The organism is Candidatus Pelagibacter sp. (genome assembly GCF_052046145.1).
GTDB lineage: Bacteria > Pseudomonadota > Alphaproteobacteria > Pelagibacterales > Pelagibacteraceae > Pelagibacter.
In genome coordinates this window covers 942,325-960,727 of record NZ_JBNGZR010000001.1, presented here as the reverse complement: position 1 = coordinate 960,727, position 18,403 = coordinate 942,325, and the positions used below count along the sequence as shown (strand labels likewise).

Annotated in this window: 16 protein-coding genes; 11 read left to right on the top strand and 5 right to left on the bottom strand. The window is 25.2% G+C overall.

Annotated features, from left to right (window positions below; all coding sequences use genetic code 11):
- Positions 1 to 2: 2 nt before the first annotated feature.
- From ACTT88_RS05185 to ligA, 9 genes are all read left to right on the top strand, one after another.
- Positions 3 to 1,067 carry a UDP-N-acetylglucosamine--N-acetylmuramyl-(pentapeptide) pyrophosphoryl-undecaprenol N-acetylglucosamine transferase gene (locus ACTT88_RS05185; protein WP_440908252.1) on the top strand — a complete coding sequence of 355 codons (1,065 nt, stop codon included), beginning with the start codon at positions 3 to 5 and terminating at the stop codon, positions 1,065 to 1,067.
- Positions 1,057 to 2,454, top strand: a complete 1,398-nt coding sequence (gene murC / locus ACTT88_RS05180; RefSeq protein WP_440908251.1) for a UDP-N-acetylmuramate--L-alanine ligase — start codon at positions 1,057 to 1,059, stop codon at positions 2,452 to 2,454. Before ACTT88_RS05185 ends, murC begins: the two co-directional genes overlap by 11 nt.
- Positions 2,451 to 3,356 carry a UDP-N-acetylmuramate dehydrogenase gene (murB, locus tag ACTT88_RS05175; protein WP_440908250.1) on the top strand — a complete coding sequence of 302 codons (906 nt, stop codon included), beginning with the start codon at positions 2,451 to 2,453 and terminating at the stop codon, positions 3,354 to 3,356. Before murC ends, murB begins: the two co-directional genes overlap by 4 nt.
- A 1-nt stretch (position 3,357) precedes the next feature.
- A complete protein-coding gene (locus ACTT88_RS05170) occupies positions 3,358 to 4,272 on the top strand; it encodes a D-alanine--D-alanine ligase (protein WP_440908249.1) in 915 nt (304 codons plus the stop codon).
- Positions 4,253 to 4,921, top strand: coding sequence for a cell division protein FtsQ/DivIB (locus tag ACTT88_RS05165; protein ID WP_440908248.1), 669 nt, complete (start codon positions 4,253 to 4,255; stop codon positions 4,919 to 4,921). Before ACTT88_RS05170 ends, ACTT88_RS05165 begins: the two co-directional genes overlap by 20 nt.
- A complete protein-coding gene (locus ACTT88_RS05160; RefSeq protein ID WP_440908247.1) occupies positions 4,914 to 5,618 on the top strand; it encodes a hypothetical protein in 705 nt (234 codons plus the stop codon). The genes ACTT88_RS05165 and ACTT88_RS05160 overlap by 8 nt, the downstream gene beginning before the upstream one ends.
- A gap of 64 nt (positions 5,619 to 5,682) precedes the next feature.
- Entirely contained in the window at positions 5,683 to 6,603 is a 921-nt protein-coding gene (lpxC, locus tag ACTT88_RS05155; protein WP_440908246.1) for a UDP-3-O-acyl-N-acetylglucosamine deacetylase, read from the top strand.
- A gap of 46 nt (positions 6,604 to 6,649) precedes the next feature.
- Entirely contained in the window at positions 6,650 to 7,498 is an 849-nt protein-coding gene (locus tag ACTT88_RS05150) for an outer membrane protein assembly factor BamD (RefSeq protein WP_440908245.1), read from the top strand.
- Positions 7,491 to 9,521, top strand: coding sequence for an NAD-dependent DNA ligase LigA (gene ligA / locus ACTT88_RS05145; protein ID WP_440908244.1), 2,031 nt, complete (start codon positions 7,491 to 7,493; stop codon positions 9,519 to 9,521). Before ACTT88_RS05150 ends, ligA begins: the two co-directional genes overlap by 8 nt.
- On the opposite strand, the gene ACTT88_RS05140 is transcribed toward ligA, so the two are convergent.
- Together ACTT88_RS05140 and ACTT88_RS05135 are read right to left on the bottom strand one after the other, a co-directional pair.
- Positions 9,504 to 11,198 carry a M24 family metallopeptidase gene (locus ACTT88_RS05140; RefSeq protein WP_440908243.1) on the bottom strand — a complete coding sequence of 565 codons (1,695 nt, stop codon included), beginning with the start codon at positions 11,196 to 11,198 and terminating at the stop codon, positions 9,504 to 9,506. The genes ligA and ACTT88_RS05140 overlap by 18 nt on opposite strands.
- A complete protein-coding gene (locus ACTT88_RS05135; protein ID WP_440908242.1) occupies positions 11,195 to 13,231 on the bottom strand; it encodes an ATP-dependent helicase in 2,037 nt (678 codons plus the stop codon). The genes ACTT88_RS05140 and ACTT88_RS05135 overlap by 4 nt, the downstream gene beginning before the upstream one ends.
- Before the next feature lie 34 nt (positions 13,232 to 13,265).
- On the opposite strand from ACTT88_RS05135, the gene ACTT88_RS05130 reads away from it, so the two are divergent.
- Positions 13,266 to 14,756 carry a hypothetical protein gene (locus ACTT88_RS05130; RefSeq protein WP_440908241.1) on the top strand — a complete coding sequence of 497 codons (1,491 nt, stop codon included), beginning with the start codon at positions 13,266 to 13,268 and terminating at the stop codon, positions 14,754 to 14,756.
- On the opposite strand, the gene fumC is transcribed toward ACTT88_RS05130, so the two are convergent.
- The gene (fumC, locus tag ACTT88_RS05125) at positions 14,744 to 16,132 is read right to left on the bottom strand and encodes a class II fumarate hydratase (RefSeq protein ID WP_440908240.1); all 1,389 of its coding nucleotides are present in this window, start codon (positions 16,130 to 16,132) and stop codon (positions 14,744 to 14,746) included. The genes ACTT88_RS05130 and fumC overlap by 13 nt on opposite strands.
- Before the next feature lie 67 nt (positions 16,133 to 16,199).
- On the opposite strand from fumC, the gene ACTT88_RS05120 reads away from it, so the two are divergent.
- On the top strand, positions 16,200 to 16,571 hold the full coding sequence (locus tag ACTT88_RS05120) for a nucleoside triphosphate pyrophosphohydrolase family protein (RefSeq protein ID WP_075505028.1): 372 nt from the start codon (positions 16,200 to 16,202) through the stop codon (positions 16,569 to 16,571).
- Here the strand turns inward: ACTT88_RS05120 and nadC are convergent.
- Together nadC and nadA are read right to left on the bottom strand one after the other, a co-directional pair.
- Entirely contained in the window at positions 16,568 to 17,401 is an 834-nt protein-coding gene (gene nadC / locus ACTT88_RS05115) for a carboxylating nicotinate-nucleotide diphosphorylase (protein WP_440908239.1), read from the bottom strand. The genes ACTT88_RS05120 and nadC overlap by 4 nt on opposite strands.
- 4 nt (positions 17,402 to 17,405) lie before the next feature.
- Positions 17,406 to 18,395, bottom strand: a complete 990-nt coding sequence (gene nadA / locus ACTT88_RS05110; protein ID WP_440908238.1) for a quinolinate synthase NadA — start codon at positions 18,393 to 18,395, stop codon at positions 17,406 to 17,408.
- Positions 18,396 to 18,403 lie beyond the last annotated feature (8 nt).

Sequence of the window (18,403 nt, the reverse complement as noted above, 5' to 3'; positions counted from 1 at the left end):
AAATGAAAAAAAAAGTTTTAATTTCCACAGGTGGATCTGGAGGTCATGTAATACCGGCAATTACAATTTATAATCATTTGAAAAATACTCATGAAACCTTGATTTCTACTGATTTAAGAGGTCTTAAATATTTAGATAAGAATTATAAAGCATTTGTAATTAATACCCCAAAATTAAATAATTATTTCCTGCTTCCTTTTTCATTTTTAAAAATACTTTTTTTAACTGTTAAATCTTTTTTTCTTTTAAAAAAAAGAAACATTACAATTTTGATTTCCACAGGTGGCTATATGTCTTTACCACTATGTTTGGCAGCGAAAATATTAGGCATTAATATTTTTTTAATTGAACCAAATATGGTCCTTGGAAGAGCAAACAAATTTTTTTTAAATTTTTCAAGAAAATTAATATGTTATTCCAAGAATTTAATTAATTTGCCATCTGGAATTAATCACAAATTAACTACTATTAAACCTTTAATACGAAAGGAATATTATGAAACCAGTACGCATCAAAAACATGATAATTTATTCACTATTATAATCATAGGGGGTAGTCAAGGCGCAAAAATCTTTGATGAGCTTTTAAATAAATGTTTTGTGAGTATTGCAAAAAAGATATCTATAAAAATTATTCATCAAACTAGCGAAAAAAATATAAATTTCTTAAAAAATTTTTATTTTCAAAATAATATTGAAAGTAGAGTTTTCAGTTTTGATCACAATCTTAATGAAGTTTTAAAACAAGGAGACTTATGTATAACAAGAGCGGGAGCGTCTAGTTTAGCCGAATTATCATTCCTAAATATTCCATTTGTAGCAATACCACTTCCCTCATCAAAAGATAATCATCAATATAAAAATGCAAAATATTACAATGAACAGGATTGTTGTTGGATAATTGATCAAAAAAATTTTGATGAACAAAAATTTGAGAAATTTTTGCTAGAATTGACAAAAAAAAGTCAGGATTACATGACAAAAAAAAATAACTTGAGGAAATTAAATTACCAAAATACTTGGAATAATGTTAATCAAAAAATACTAAAAATTATTAATGAAAATTAAGTTAGCAAAATCTGAACTTATACATTTTGTCGGAATAGGTGGAATAGGTATGAGTGGCCTAGCATTAATAATGAAAGGAAAAGGTTTTAATGTTCAAGGAAGTGATATTTCAAATAATAAAAATATTGAAAGATTAAGAAAAGAAAAAATAAAAGTTTTTATTGGACATAAGAAACAAAATATAAATAAGGGAACCATTCTAGTTATATCTTCAGCTATAAAAAAAAATAATCCAGAGTTTGTTGCTGCGAAAAAAAAACAATTGCCAATTTATAAAAGAGGAGAGATGTTGGCCAACATTGTTTCTTTAACTAAAAATATTGTAGTTGTTGGATCACACGGCAAAACTACAACAACATCCTTGATAGCATCTATATTTCAAGAAACAAAAATTGATCCTACAATTATCAATGGGGGAGTAATAAATTCAATTAATAATTCTGCTAAACTAGGAAAAAGTGATTGGTCTATATTGGAGGCAGATGAGTCTGATGGAAGTTTTATTTTTATACCCTCAACATATTCAATCATCACTAATATAGATCGAGAACATATGGATTATTATGGCAATATGAATAAATTAAATAAATATTTTGAAAATTTTGTTAATAAAGTTCCTTCATTTGGAAAATCATTTATTTGTTTAGATGATAAAAATAACAAAAATTTAATTAAAAATATAAAAAATAAAAACTTTTATACATACGGCCTCGATGTAAATTCAAATTTTTGTATTAAAAATATAAAACAATTTAAAGATTACTCTGAGTTCGACTTAAGTATAAAATTACCCAATAAAAAAAATCAATTAATTAAAAAATTCAAAATTCCTTTACTAGGAATCCATAATATTAAAAATTCCGTAGCTGCTGCTGCATTAGCTTTAACAGTAGGTCTACCAATAAATAATATAAAAAGAGGACTTAAAAATTTTACAGGGGTTCAAAGAAGATTTAATAAACTTTTCAATTTTAATAATGTAGATTTTTATGATGATTATGCGCATCATCCTACAGAAATCAAAGAAGTGCTAGATGGTGTAAAAAAAGTTTATAAAGATTATGAAAAAATATGTATTTTCCAACCACATAGAATATCAAGACTAAAAGATTTAAAGAAAGAATTTACCTATGCTTTTAATAATGCAGATAAAGTTATCTTGTTTCCTATTTATACCGCCGGAGAAAAATTAAAGCTTGGATTTAGTTATATAAATTTTGCAAAAGAAATAATTAAAAACTCAAGAGTCCAGCTATTTTTAGTAGATGATAGATTTCAGTTAGCAAAATTTATTAAAGCAAATATATATGGAAAAAAAATTGTTATAGGAATGGGAGCAGGGACTATTTCAAGCTGGATGCGAGAATTACCTAAATTGTTATCATGAAAATTGATTTAAAAGAGCTGGTTCTAGAATTTAATAACAATTTAAAGTTAGATTATGATCTAAAAAAAAAAAATTGGTTTAACATAGGGGGCAAAACCAAAGCTTTCTATAAGGCAGGTGATTTAAAAGAATTAATTAAGTTTCTTAAAAAAATTCAAGATAAAGAAAAAATATTTATTTTAGGAGCTGGTTCTAATACACTTATATCCGATAACAAATTTGATGGAGTTGTAATAAAACTTACTCAAAATTTTAATAATATTTCTTTACATTCTGAAGAAATCATAGTCGCTGGTAGTGCTGTTACAGATAAATCTTTATCTGAATTTGCAATGGAAAATAGTTTAGGTGGTTTTGAGTTTCTTTCTTGTATACCTGGTACGGTAGGTGGCGGCATTAAAATGAATGCAGGTTGTTTTCAGAGGGAGTTTAAAGATATTCTTATTTCTATTCAGGCAGTAAATAAATCAGGTCAAGTAATTACTATACCTGCAAAAGACATTAATTTTAAATATAGAGACAGTGGATTATCTGAAGATCTTATTTTTTTAAGTGCATCATTTAGAGGTTTTAAGAAAGATAAGAGTTTAATAGAGAATGAGATAAGATTACTTAAAGAAAAAAAAGAGCAAGCTCAACCGACAAAAATTAGAACCAGTGGTAGCACATTTAAAAATCCCATAGATAAGTCTAATAAAAAAGTTTGGCAATTAATTAAAGAGTCTGTACCACTTGAAAAATCATTTGGGGATGCTTCAATTTCTGAAAAACACTGTAATTTTTTTGTAAACAAAGGTAATGCTAAGTTTGAAGATATGAAAAAATTAATAAATTTTGTATCCGATAGTGTCTTTAAAAAAACAGGTATTAAATTAGAAACAGAAATAAAAATTTTAGAATAAATTGAAAAAAAAAGTACTTATACTATCAGGTGGAATTTCTAAAGAGAGATTAATTAGTCTTGATACTGGGCAGCAGGTTGCTGGCGAGCTTAAAAAAAACGGTTACAGAGTTAAAATCACTGAACCAGATAATAATTTGGAAAAAAATATTAAATTTTTTAAACCAAATGTAATTTTTAATGCTTTGCATGGCCAATTTGGTGAGGATGGTTATATTCAAACTATTCTAGAGAGGTTTAAAATTCCTTATACACATTCAGGTGTAATTGCGTCGTCTATTGCAATGGACAAAGAAATTTCAAAAAAAATATTTATTAAAAATAAAATAAATACACCAAAATTTTTTACATATTCTTACGATGTTAAAAACGAGGATTTAATAAAAAAAATAAAAAAAAAATTAAGATTTCCAGTAGTAGTAAAGCCTTTAAATGAAGGTTCTAGTGTTAACGTATATATTTGCAATGAGAAAAATATAAATAAAATTCTAAATTCAATAAAGCAATATAAAAAAGTTATAATTGAAGAATTTATTGGAGGAAGAGAAATTCAAGTTGCAATAATGGGAAGTAAAAAACTTGGAGCAATAGAGCTAAAACCAAAAAGAAAGTTTTATGATTACAAGGCTAAATACAATACCAGCGCGAAAACAAAACATATAATTCCTGTAGATTTACCAAAGAGCAGATTAAATGAAGTATTAAGCATGTCTTTGAAAGCACACAAATTAATTGGATGTAAAGGGATAACAAGATCTGATTTTAAATTCAAAAATGGTAAATTTTATCTTCTAGAAATAAATACTCAACCAGGAATGACAAAACTTTCTCTTGTACCTGAAATAGCAGCGTTTAAGGGAATAAATTTTATTAAATTAATTGATTGGATTTTGAAAGATGCATCAACGAAAAGGTAAACAAGTATTAATTTATTTTTTTCTACTATTTTTATTTGGCTCTATAAATAATATCAATTTTAATAACATTCAATTATTAAATATAAATAAAATAATAGTCTCAGGCTTAGATGAAAAAAGTAATAGAGAGATTATAAATAAAATCAATAATTTAAAATTAAAAAATATTTTTTTTTTAAATAAAAATCAGATTAAAAATATATTAGAAATTAATACTTTAATTGAAAATTATAAAATTTCTAAAATATATCCGTCTACTCTAGATATAAAAATTAAGAAAACTCAATCTCTTGCAAAAATTAATCAAAATGGGAAAATATTATTTATAGGCTCAAATGGTAAACTTTCTGAAATAATTTCTCAAAATCAAGAATTACCTTTTATATTTGGTAAACCAAAAATTCAAGAATTTTTAGATTTTAAAAAAATTATTGATGAGTCAAAATTCTCTTATAATGAGATAGATAGTTTTTATTTTTTTCCATCTAAAAGATGGGATATAGAATATAATAATATAGTTATAAAATTACCTATGATAAATTCAAAAAATTCTTTAGATTATATATTTGAATTTTTAGTCAATAAAAACCTTAAAAACAATTCAATAATAGATGCCAGAGTTCAAGGCCAAATTATATTTAATGATTGACGAATTAGATTTTGAAACATATTTGAGTATATCACCTAAAAAAATTGGTATTTATTTACTGGATAAAAAAAAATTAAAAAATTTATATTTTAAAGAACAAGATTTAGAAAATGATAATGTTTTCTTTGATTTTTATATTTTAAAGAAATTTCTTGATAATAATATTTTTAAGATTGAAAAATTATTAGGAAAATTCATAAAAAATATAATTTTAATTATTGAGAGTGAAAATATTCTCAAAATTAATGTAGGTTTAAAAAAAAAAAATTATGAGAACATTATTTCTAAAAAATTTCTTGAAAATTCACTTTTTGAATTAAAGGATTTAATTAATGAAAATTATCAAGATTACAAAATCCTACATATGCATATAATTAGTTATTTATTTGATGAAAAATATTCTGATAAATTTAAATTTGATATGAATTGTAAAAATTTAGGTATAGAAACACAATTTATATCCTTACCTAATAATTTTATTTTGGAGATAGAAAAAATTTTAGAAAACTTTCATATAAAGACTACTAATTATTTAAATCAAAATTATATACGAAGTTTATTTAAAGAGGAAAAAATTGAACTTTCTGAAATGGCATATAAGTCACAACTGGGCCACAATACAAATGAGATATCTATTGTATCAAAAAATGTCAAAAAAGAGGGCTTTTTTGAAAAATTTTTTCAATTATTTAGTTAGTTTTGTTTTTTATCGTAACATTAGTTGTTTTTAATTTTATTTTAAATGGATTTAATAAAGATGAGTGTCGTATTTAACTCAAAAAACTATAAAAAATAAAGTTTCGTTTAGTGGAGTTGCCTTACATAGTGGATTAAATGTAAATGTTAGTCTTACACCTGCAGAGCCTAACTCTGGAATTATTTTTAAAAGAGTAGATTTAGATAAAAATAATTTAGTTTATCCAAATTTCATGAACGTGACAAATACTTCATTAAACACAACTGTTGAAAATGAATTTGGTGTAAGAATTTCTACTATTGAGCATTTGATGTGTGCTTTGTTTGGTTTAGGTATTGATAATGTAATTGTTGAGATTGATAACGATGAAGTTCCGATACTAGATGGATCAGCAAAAATATTTATTAAAAAAATTATTTCAGCAGGAATTGAAGTAAGCAATGAACCTATTAAAATTATTAAAATAAAAAAAGAAATTGAATTTTCTGATGGCAAAAGGTTTATCTTGATTAAACCTTCAACCCTAAGTCTCGATATTGATTTTGAATTAAATTATCATAACCCAATCATTGGGAATCAAAGAAACAAAGTAAAAGTTTTTGAAGATGATTTAACTGATATATATAATTCCAGAACTTTTTGTTTATTTGAAGATATAGAGTTAATAAAAAAAAATGGGCTTGCAAAAGGTGGTAGTTTAGAAAATGCTATTGTAGTTAAAGATAAGGAAATTTTAAATCCAGAGGGATTGAGAAATAAAAAAGAGTTTGTGAATCACAAAATACTAGACTGTATTGGTGATCTTTATACATCAGGATATAGAATAATTGCCTCGATAAAATGTTCTAGAGGAGGCCATTATTTAACTAATCAATTATTAAGAAAAGTCTTTCAAAATAAAGAAAATTTTTCAATATTAGAAATCAAAGAAAAGAGCCTCCCACATACATTAATAAATAGAAATTTATTAAGATCTATAGCATAAATGCATATATAACTTTAAGAATATCTTTTAAATTCGCTATTTTTAAATGAAAATTAAAATTTGTTTATATTTAATTATTTTAAGTTTTTTATTTATTTCCTGTGCAAAAAAAGAAACTAAAAAATCTATAATAAAAGAAAAAAGTTTAGATCTTCAAGTATATGAGGCTTACAGTGAAGGTAAAAAATCTTTAGAAAGTGGTGATGTTCTTTTTGCTGCAAAAAAATTTAATGAAGCTGAAATTTTATTTCCACAATCAGAATGGGCACCTAAATCAGCATTGATGGCTGCATATTCTTACTATATTCAAGATTACTATGGGGATGCAATTGCTGAATTATTAAGATTCAACAAAATATATCCAAATCACAAAAATATTGATTATGCTAATTATCTTCTTGCAATTTGTTACTATGAACAAATTGTTGATGAAAAAAAAGATTTACAATCAATAAATAATGCTAAAGAAAATTTTAATTTAGTTATTAAAAATTACCCTAATTCTGAATATGCTTTAGATGCTAAATTTAAGATAGAACTTATAAATGATATTTTAGCATCAAAGGAAATGTATGTTGGAAGATATTATTTTGAAAAACAAAAATGGATTGCTGCAATAAATCGTTTTAAAACTGTAGTTGATGAATATGATACAACTATATATGTTGAAGAGGCTTTACATAGATTAGTAGAGGTTCATTATACAATAGGATTAAAAGATGAAGCTAAAAAATATGCAAAACTTTTAGGTTATAATTATCAATCCTCTGAATGGTATGAGATGTCTTATGGCGTATTTGACGAGATGTATAAAAAAAAAAGAGCTAAAAGAATTAAAAAAAATAAGAATTCCATTCTAACAAAAGCGAAATCTCTTTTAGAATCAGATGAATAAAAAAGAGATTCAAAATCAGTATAAAAAGAAAATTAAATTAATCAGCAAATATAATGAATCTTATTATAATGAAAGCAATTCCTTAATTTCCGATAGTGAGTACGATGAATTAAAAGAAAAAATTTTATTTTTAGAGAAAAAATATAATTTTCTAAAATCAAAAAATTCGCCTTCAAAAATAGTTGGTCACAAACCCTCTAAAAACTTTAATAAAGATTTACACAGAGTTCCTATGCTTTCATTATCAAATGCATTTACGGAAGATGATTTAATAAACTTTGAAAAAAAAATATTAAATTTTCTATCAAAAGACAGCAACTTTAAACTTTCTTACAGTGCAGAGCCTAAAATTGATGGAATATCTGCTTCTCTTACTTATGAAAATGGAAAATTAAAAAAAGGCTTGTCTAGAGGAGATGGTAAAGAAGGTGAGGATATAACTGCAAATTTAGAAACAATAAAAGATATTCCAAAAATAATTAAAACTAAAGATTTTCCAGAAGATATAGATATAAGAGGAGAAGTATTTATACAAAATAAAGATTTTGATAATTTTAAAGAAAAATTTGCAAACCCAAGAAACGCAGCATCAGGATCTTTAAGACAAAAAAATCCAGAAGACACAAAAAAAATTCCTTTGAGATTTATCGCATATACTTTTGGGTATGAAAAAGGTTTAAAAGTAGATAATCAAACTGATTATCTTGTTAAGTTAAAAGAATGGGGATTTAAAACTAATCCATTGAATAAATTAATTTTTGGAACAAAAAATTTAATAAAAAATTATGATTTAGTAGAAAAGGAAAGAACAAAATTAGATTTTGACATAGATGGAATAGTTTATAAAGTTAATGATTTTACGCTTCAAAAAAGATTAGGAAATGTGGCTAATGCACCAAGATGGGCTATAGCTCATAAATTTTCCTCTAACAAAGCTATCTCTTTAGTTACGAATATAGAAATTCAAATTGGGAGAACTGGAGCTTTAACACCCGTTGCTAAAATTAAACCTGTTAACATAGGAGGTGTTGTTGTTTCTAATGCAACACTTCATAATGAAGACGAAATCACCAGAAAAGATATAAGGGTAGGAGATACTGTCATAGTTGAAAGAGCAGGGGATGTTATACCTCATATTTTGTCTGTAGATAAAACTAAAAGACCAAAAAAAAGTAATAAATTTATTTTTCCAAACAAATGTCCTTCTTGTGGCTCTAAAACTATAAAAGAATTTAATAAGATAACAAAAAAAACTGATGCTGTTAGAAGATGCTCAAGTGAGGGTTTTTTATGTGATAAAATTTCAATTGAAAAATTGAAACATTTTGTATCAAAAGAAGCTTTTAATATAGATGGTCTTGGGAAAAAAATAATTGAGCTATTTTGGAAATTAAAATTAATTAAATTTCCACATGATATATTTAAATTAAATTATGATAAAATTGAAAAACTTGAAGGCTGGGGAAGACTCTCGGTAGAAAATTTAAAGTATTCCATAAATCAAAAAAAAAAAATTTCTCTGGAAAGATTTATATTTTCTTTAGGAATTCGGCATATAGGATTAGAGAATGCAAAATTATTATCTAAGCATTTCATTTCTTATTTGAATTTTAAAAATTTGCCAAAAATTGAAAATTATAAAGACTTATTAAACATAGATGGAATTGGTGAAACTCAAATTAATTCTCTTAAGAGTTTTTTTTCTAATGAAATAAATTATAAAGTTTTAAATGAATTAGGAAAAGTATTAGAAATTAAAAATGCTACAACTATACAGAATAATGGGCTATTAAAAGATAAATCGTTTTTAGTAACAGGAAAGTTAAATGGTATTAGTAGAGCTGAGGTTAAATCATTAATTGAAGAAAATTCAGGAATTACAGTTAGCAGTGTTTCAAATAGATTAAATTATCTAATTGTTGGGGATAAACCAACTAAAAGAAAATTAGATAGCGCTAAACAGCTTAATATTAAAATAATAAACCAAGATGAATTTATGGAGATGCTAAATAAAACTAGCTAACCATTTTTTTTCATTTTGATTTAAATATTCTGATATTTTTGAGTAAATTTTTAAATGATACTTGAATAGATAATTTTTTTCAAAAGTAGTTAATAAATCAAAATTAATCAAATCTTTTTCAATAGGTGCCATCGTTAAATTTTCAAAATATATTTTTCTATTCTTCTTCTTAACATAAACTAAATTCTCAATACGTATTCCAAAATGGTTTTTTTTATAATAACCTGGCTCATTACTTAAAATCATTCCTGGTTTTATTTTGACCTTATTAATCTTTGTAATTGATTGTGGTCCTTCATGAACATTTAGAAAAAAACCAACTCCATGTCCAGTGCCATGAGCATAATCTAAATTACTTTCATTAAGGAATTTTCTTGCTCTTTTATCGATTTTTCTACCAATATTGTATTTATTTATATTTGTTGTAGCTACAGCAATATGACCTTTTAAAACTTTGGTATAAATATTTTTTATTTTTTGGCTTTGATTAGTAAAACAAATTGTTCTAGTTACGTCTGTTGTACCATATTTATATTGTCCACCTGAGTCGCATAAAAAAATATCTTTTTTATTTATATTTCTACAGTTTTTTTTCTCTGCACGATAATGAACAATAGCACCATTTTTTCCTGAGCCTGCAATTGTATCAAAACTGGGATAAAGAAAATTATTATTCATTTTTCTAAATTTTTCTAATTTTTCTGCTGCTTCTACTTCATTTATTTTTTTTTTATTAATTTTTTTTATCCAATAGATAAATTTTGTTAAAGCAACACCATCTAATATATGGGTATTAATCATATTATTAATCTCTACTTTATTTTTAATTGCTTTTAAAAAATAGGTAGGATCTTCTCTGCTAACAATTTTAAATTTGGAATTTATTAAATTTTCATAGAATATTGAACATGATTTATCATCAATTATGAACTTTTTACCCTTAATTTTAAGTATTTCATTTGGCAGTTCATTAGTTTCTAAGAACTGATTTAACTTGATAATTTTATTTTTTATTAATTTTTTGCATTTTTCTTTTTTACTAATTAATAATATTTTTTTGGTTTTACTTATTATTAATCTTGAATTAGGAATTGGGCTATTTGGACCATCTCCTCCTCTAATATTTAATATCCATGCAACATTTTCAGGTGCACTTATAAAAATATAATCTGATTTATTTTTTTTTAAATATTTTGAAATTTTATTAATTTTAGAATTGACAGTTTCACCAACTATATTTTTATTCAACGAAAAAAAAGGAATATTTAAGTAGTCTTTTGGTTTTTTAATTTCATCTATTAGATTTTTATTTATTACTTTAATTTTATTATTTTTTAAAAAAAAACTTTTAATTTGAGAGTTAGTAAATAATTTTGGATCAATACCTAAAGTTAAATTTTTAAATAAATTACAGTTTATTAATTTTTCAAATCCATAAATATTAAAATTTTTTCCACTCTCAGCTTGACTTTGAATCGTGTATCTTCCATCAGTAAATAAATAGTTTTTATTTTTTAATATAACTGCTAAACCAGCTGAACCACTAAAATTTGAGATAATTTTTAATCTATTAATTTTTGAATATTCTGTAAAATAATCATCATTTTTTGGTACTACGTATCCATCAATTTTATGTTTTTCAAATTTTTTTCTTAATATTCTAATATGTTGTTTCATTTTATTCTCTTTTGGTATCTTATCCACCCTGGGCTTCTAGTTCCTTCTTCAATTTCAAAATCTTGATTAAACTCGAAATCTTCATCATTATCTATTTCTTCATCAAAAAATGAGTTTTTCTCTAAGTTTTTTTCAGGCAGTTCATCTATAAATCTTGAGGCCATACTATCTATCCAGTCACCCTGATAAAATCTATTCATCGAAAAGGAAATTATAGCTTTTTTCTTTGCCCTGGTAATTCCAACATAAGCTAAACGTCTTTCTTCTTCTAAACCATTTTGTCCTTTTTCCTCAATAGACTTTTGATGTGGAAATAATCCTTCTTCCCAACCTGGTAAAAAAACTACATCAAATTCCAATCCTTTTGCAGCGTGCATTGTCATCATGTTTATTTTTTCACCATCCCACTCTTGATCAACTGAAGTTGCTAGAGATACATGTTCTAAAAAACTTTCTAAATTATCAAACTCCTTCATAGCACTTAATAATTCTTTGATATTTTCTAGTCTATTTTCATTATCCAAATCTTTTTTATTTTTTAACATTGCTGAGTATCCAGACTCATCTAAAACTGTTTGTAATAATTTGATATGATTTGATTTTTTTATTGCAAAATCATTTCTCCATTTAATTAAAGAATTTATAAATGAATTTAAACCAATTTTAGCTTTTGGTTTTATTAAATTTTGCTCAAGCATTTTATTTGATGCTCTTTCTAAGTTTAAATTATTTTCTTTTGCATACTCATGAATATTTTTTAAAGTACTATCACCAATTGATCTTTTTGGATTATTTACAATTCTTTCAAAAGCAAGATCATCTTTTTCTTGGTAAATTAATCTTAGATAAGCTACGCAATCCTTAATTTCAGCTCTTTCATAAAATTTTGTACCTCCTAATATTCTATAAGGCATACCAATTTTAAGGAAACGTTCTTCAAACTCACGTGTTTGAAAAATAGCTCTTACTAGGATTGCGATGTTATTATATGAAAATTTTTTTTTAATATTTTTCTCTATTTCGTCCGAAATTCCAATTGCTTCATCTCTACCATTTTTAAAACAGTTTAGTTTAACTAAATCCCCTTCATCCATAGTTGTAATTAATGTTTTGCCAACTCTTTTTTGATTGTTAGAAATAAGATTTGAGGCAACTGTTAAAATATTTTGCGAGGATCTATAATTTTTTTCTAATCTAATTACTTTTGTATTTTCATAAACTTGATCAAATTCTAAAAAATTTTTAATCTCTGCTCCTCTCCAGCTGTAAATCGACTGGTCATCATCTCCAACACAACAAATATTTTTATTTTTTTCTGACAATAGTTTAAGCCATTTACTTTGTATAAAGTTAGTATCTTGATACTCATCAACAAGAATATATTTAAAATTTTTTGAATATATTTCTCTGATATCTGAATTAAATTCTAAAATTTTTACAGCATGTAATATAAGGTCACCAAAGTCACAAGAGTTTAAGTCAGTTAATTTTTGTTGATAAATTTTATATAGTGGAAGAATTGTTTTTTCATAAAGATCTTTTTTATTTATTACTACTTCATTCGGATAAAATCCTTTATTTTTCCAACGATCAATTATTGCTAATATAAATCTTGGTGACAACTGTTTGATATCAATATTTTCTGCTTTACAAATATTTTTGATAAGTCTGATTTGATCGTCTGCATCAACAATAGTAAAATTAGAATTTAAGTTAGCTGCAGTGGCATGCTTTCTTAATAATTTTGCGCAAATAGAATGAAATGTACCAAGCCAGGAAAGTCCAACTGCTGTAGAGCCCAGAATATTACTTACTCTATTTTGCATTTCTTTAGCAGCCTTGTTAGTAAATGTGACCGCTAAGATTTGATTTGGAAATGCTTTTTTTTCTTTAATAATATTGGCAATTCTAGAGGTCAAAACTTTTGTTTTGCCAGAACCAGCTCCAGCCACAATTAAAAGAGGGCCGTCAAGATGTAGAACAGCTTCTTTTTGGGCACCATTTAAATTTTTTAAATAATCTTTGTTTATCATTTAAAATAATACTTTATAAGCTTTCTTGATTATAATGAGCAAAAAAAATTTTTTTTTAAAATATTTAAAAAACATAAGTAATTTTATTAATAATCTCTTAGAAAAAAATTTAAACAAGTTAAATTCAAAAAATATTAGCTTTTTATTTAAAAATAATAAAATAATTTTAACTTTTGTCGCACTTTTTGTAATTTTTATATCTTATTTGTTGCTGCCTACTTTTTATAATCAAAGTGATATTTCAAAAAGGTTAAAAGGAGAACTACTAGGTAAATTTGATTTAAATTTTAAATTTTCCCAAAAAATAAAATATAATTTTTTTCCAAGACCTCACTTCATAACTACAGGCTCAAAAATTTTTATTAATGAAAACGAAATTTCAAAAATTAGCAAATTAAAAATTTATATATCTTTCGACAATCTTTTTTCATTTAAAAATATTGAAGTAAGAGATTTAACTTTAGAAAAAGCTAATTTTAACCTTAATACAAAAAATTATAATTTTTTTTTAGAATTGCTTAATAAAAATTTTAAAAAGGCAAATTTAATAATAAAGGATAGTAATATTTTTTTTAGAAAATTGGAGAGTGATGTTTTGTTTATTAGTAAAATTTATAAAATGAAGTATTCTTATGATGCAAAAGAAACAAAAAATATTTTTTATTCAGAGAATGAAATATTTAATATTCCTTTTTCGATAAAATCTTTTTTTGGTAAAGACAAAAATAAATATTTTTCACTAATAAATCTCGATTTATTTAAACTTAAAATTGAAAATGAATTAAATATTGAAAATGAAAAAAAAATAGGGGTATCACACTTTTCTTCAAACAAATTAAAAAGAACTGCTGAATATAGAATTGAAAAAAATTCTTTCGAATTTCATATTTTTGATAAAAAAGATCAACCAAAACTTAATTACAAAGGAAAATTTAACTTTAAACCTTTTTATGCATATTTAGAGGGTAATTTAGATAAAATTAATTTAAATTATTTGTTTGGTTCCAATGCATTAATTGCTCAACTTTTAAAAACTGAAATTTTTAATAATAAAAATATTGATTTAAAATTAAATATAAATGCAGACAATGTGCTAAATAATTCCAATTTTAGAAATATTTATTTAAATTCAAAAATTCAAGCAGGTTTAATTGATGTAGATAATACAAAATTTAAATGGAAAGATATTGCAAATTTTGAATTGTTGGAAAGTTTAATTTTTGTTAGAGATGGAGAATTAGTTTTGGATGGAAAAATAAATATTATTTTAAATGATTATAATAAGATATACAAATTTTTGCTAACACCAAAAAATTATAGAAATCAGATAAAACAAATTGATTTTAATTTTACTTATAATTTTGATCAAAATGTAGCTGAGTTAAAAGATATAAAAATTGATAATAAAATAAACCAAAATGTAAATAAAATTTTAAATAATGTGATTTTAAAAAAAGATGATTTACAAAACAGAATTTATTTTAAAAATCTATTGAATCAAGCAATTAAAAGTTACGCTGGATAGATCATTTTTTTAGGATTAACAATTTTATTGTAATTTTTTTCGTTTATTAATCCTGATTTCAAAGTTTCATGTTTTAAAGTAGTATTATTTTTGAGTGCAGTTTTTGCTATCTTTGCTGCATTATCGTAACCAATATGAGGAGCTAAAGCAGTTACTAGCATAAGCGAATTATCTAGATGTTCTTGGATTTTCTTTTTATTAGCTTTTATTCCTTTGACACAATATTGAGCAAAATTTTTTGTACTGTCAGCAATCAAGTCGATTGATTGTAAGATATTATGAGCAATTAAAGGTTTAAAAACATTTAGCTCGAAATGACCATGAGATCCCGCCATAGTTATACCATTATGGTTTCCAATTACTTTTACGCAAACCATAGTAACAGCTTCACATTGTGTTGGATTAACTTTCCCTGGCATTATAGAAGAGCCTGGTTCATTTTCAGGTAAGATTAATTCTCCATATCCAGCCCTTGGGCCAGAGCCTAAAAAACGAATATCATTAGATATTTTCATTAAAGCAACTGCACAAGTGTTTAAAGTTCCTGAAAAGTTTACAATTGCATCATGAGCAGCAAGTTCAGCAAATTTATTTGGAGCTGGTTTGAATTTGATTTTTGTAAATTTAGCAATTTCTTTTACAATTTTTTTATCAAAATTTTTCTTCGAATTTATTCCTGTGCCAACAGCAGTACCTCCTTGAGCAAGAAATAGTATTTCTTTTAAAGCATATTCTATTCTTTCAATACTTTTTTTAACTTGAAAATGATATCCTGAAAACTCTTGTCCAAGAGAAAGTGGAGTAGCATCTTGTAAATGAGTTCTTCCAATTTTAACTATGTTTTTAAATTCATTGGATTTTCTTTTTAGTTCCTTTTCTAAAATTTTTAAGCTTGGTAGCATTTTGGAAATAGTTTCTTTAGCAATAGAGATGTGCATTGCAGTTGGAAAAACATCATTTGTAGATTGAGATTTGTTTACATGATCGTTTGGATGAACTGGCTTTTTTGTACCCTTTTTTCCACCTAAAATTTCTATTGCTCTATTTGCAATTACCTCATTAACGTTCATATTTGTTTGCGTACCAGAACCTGTTTGCCAAACTTTCAAAGGAAAATTTTCATCTAACTTACCTTTAATTACTTCATCAGATGCTTTAATTATTGCTTTAGAAATTTTGTTATCAATTAATTTGTCTTTTGAATGAACTATTGCAGCAGATCTCTTGATAATTGCAATTGATTTAATGATTGAAATACTAACTAAAATTTTACCTATATTAAAAAATTTATTAGATCTTTGAGTAGATGCACCCCAATATTTATCATTTGGGACATTTATGCTTCCAATACTGTCAAATTCTTTTCTTAATTTCATTGATTAATTTTTAAGTAACAAATAATTATTAACATACAATAAATTTTTAAAAACATACAGGAGCATTATGTCGAATTTTAGCAAAGTAGGTACATTTATGAAAACTTTTGGTCAGGAAGTTAAAACGAAACCATCATTTAGTACTGATAAAATAAATAAATTAAGGTTAGACTTAATCAAAGAGGAACTAGAAGAGCTTACAGAAGCTATGAATAACAAGGATTTATTGGAAGTAGCTGATGCGCTAACAGACATATTATATGTAACTTATGGAGCAGGGCACGCCTTTGGAATTGATTTGGATAAATGTTTTGATGAGGTCCAAAATTCCAACATGAGTAAGTTAGATGAAAATGGAAAACCAATTTACAACGAGTCTGGAAAAGTTATGAAAGGTCCTAACTATTTTAAACCGGACTTATCTAAGTTTGTAAATTAGATTTCTAACTTAAAGTCAACGGCAGGAGCACTGTGTGTAATGCTTCCAACAGAAATTCTATTAACTCCAGTAGATGCGATTGCTTTGACAGTCTTTAAAGTAACATTACCTGAAGCTTCAGTTTGGTAATACTTTCTAGCAATTTTAACACTATTTTTTAATTTTTTAATACTCATGTTGTCTAGTAGAACAGTATTAAATTTTAGACCTAATATTGATTTAAGTTGATTTATTGTATCAACTTCAACAGTAATTTTTTTTCCTTTTCTATTTTTTATAGCCTTTAAAACTAAAGTTTTTAAATCTGAGCTTGCTACATGATTATCTTTAATTAAATACTCATCACTTAAATTAAATCTATGATTTGTGCCTCCTCCTAATTTAACAGCATATTTTTGGATAACTCTTAAATTTGGAATTGTTTTTCTTGTACAACAAATTTTGGTTTTTTTTCCAGCTAATTTAACAAACTCATTTGTTTTAGTTGCTATTCCAGAGATGTGAGATAAAAAATTCAAAGCAACTCTTTCGGCAATTAAAATATTTTTTGCCTTTCCTTTAATCAAAGCAACTAAGGAACCTTTTTTTACTTTTGAACCATCTCTTTTCTTAATAATGAATTTTATTTTATCATCAATTAATGCAAAAGTTTGTTTAGCAAATAACAATCCTCCAATAAGTGCATTTTGATTTGCTATTAATTTAATTGTTACTACTTTTTCATCATTAATTAGACTTGAAGTGATATCTCCTAAAGGGTAAAGATCTTCATTCAATGCAAGCTTAACGGTACTTTTAATAAACTCTCTGCTTAATTTAATTTTTGACACTTAATTATCTGCCAATTGCTGCCATTCTTTCTACAGATATTCTGGCTTTCTCAATTGTTTCTTTGTCCATAATAATTTCACCAGTTTCGTTCTCTAGACAATCTAATATCTTTGGAAGTGTAATTTTTTTCATGTGAGGACACATGTTACATGGCTTTACAAAATCTACATTTGGATTTTCTATCTGGATATTATCACTCATTGAGCACTCAGTAACCATCATTACTTTTTTTGGTTGATTATCTTTTACATATTTGATCATACCAGATGTTGATCCTGCAAAATCACTTGCTTCAATTACATCAGGAGGACATTCTGGATGTGCAATAATTTTAATTCCTGGATTATTTTTTCTAATATCATCTATTTCTTTTTTATTAAATTGATCATGAACAATACAAATTCCTTTCCAAGAAATAATTTCAACATCAGTTTGAGAGGCTACGTATTTTGCCAAATAATCGTCAGGCAAAAATATTACTCTTTTTACACCCAGTGATTTAACTATTTTAACTGCATTTGCTGATGTGCAACAAACATCTGTTTCAGCTTTTACTTCAGCAGAAGTATTTACATAAGATACAACAGGTACTCCTGGGTATTTCTCTTTTAATAGCCTAACATCTTTACCTGTAATAGATGATGATAAAGAACAGCCAGCATCCATATCAGGAAGAATAACTTTTTTATTAGGGCTCATTAATTTTGCAGTTTCTGCCATGAAATGTACCCCAGCCATTAAAATAATATCAGCTGAAGTTTTTGATGCTTCAATTGCTAATGCAAGAGAGTCTGCAGAAAAATCTGCTACACCATGATAAATTTCAGGTGTTTGATAGTTGTGAGCAAGAATTACAGCATTCTTTTCTTTTTTTAATTTATTAATTTTATGAATATACGGAGCATGCACTGACCATTCAATTTCAGGCATTACCTTAGAAATTTTTTGATAAATAGGATCTGTTGCTTTACGTACTTCTTGTGTAAATTCCATGGGGATTT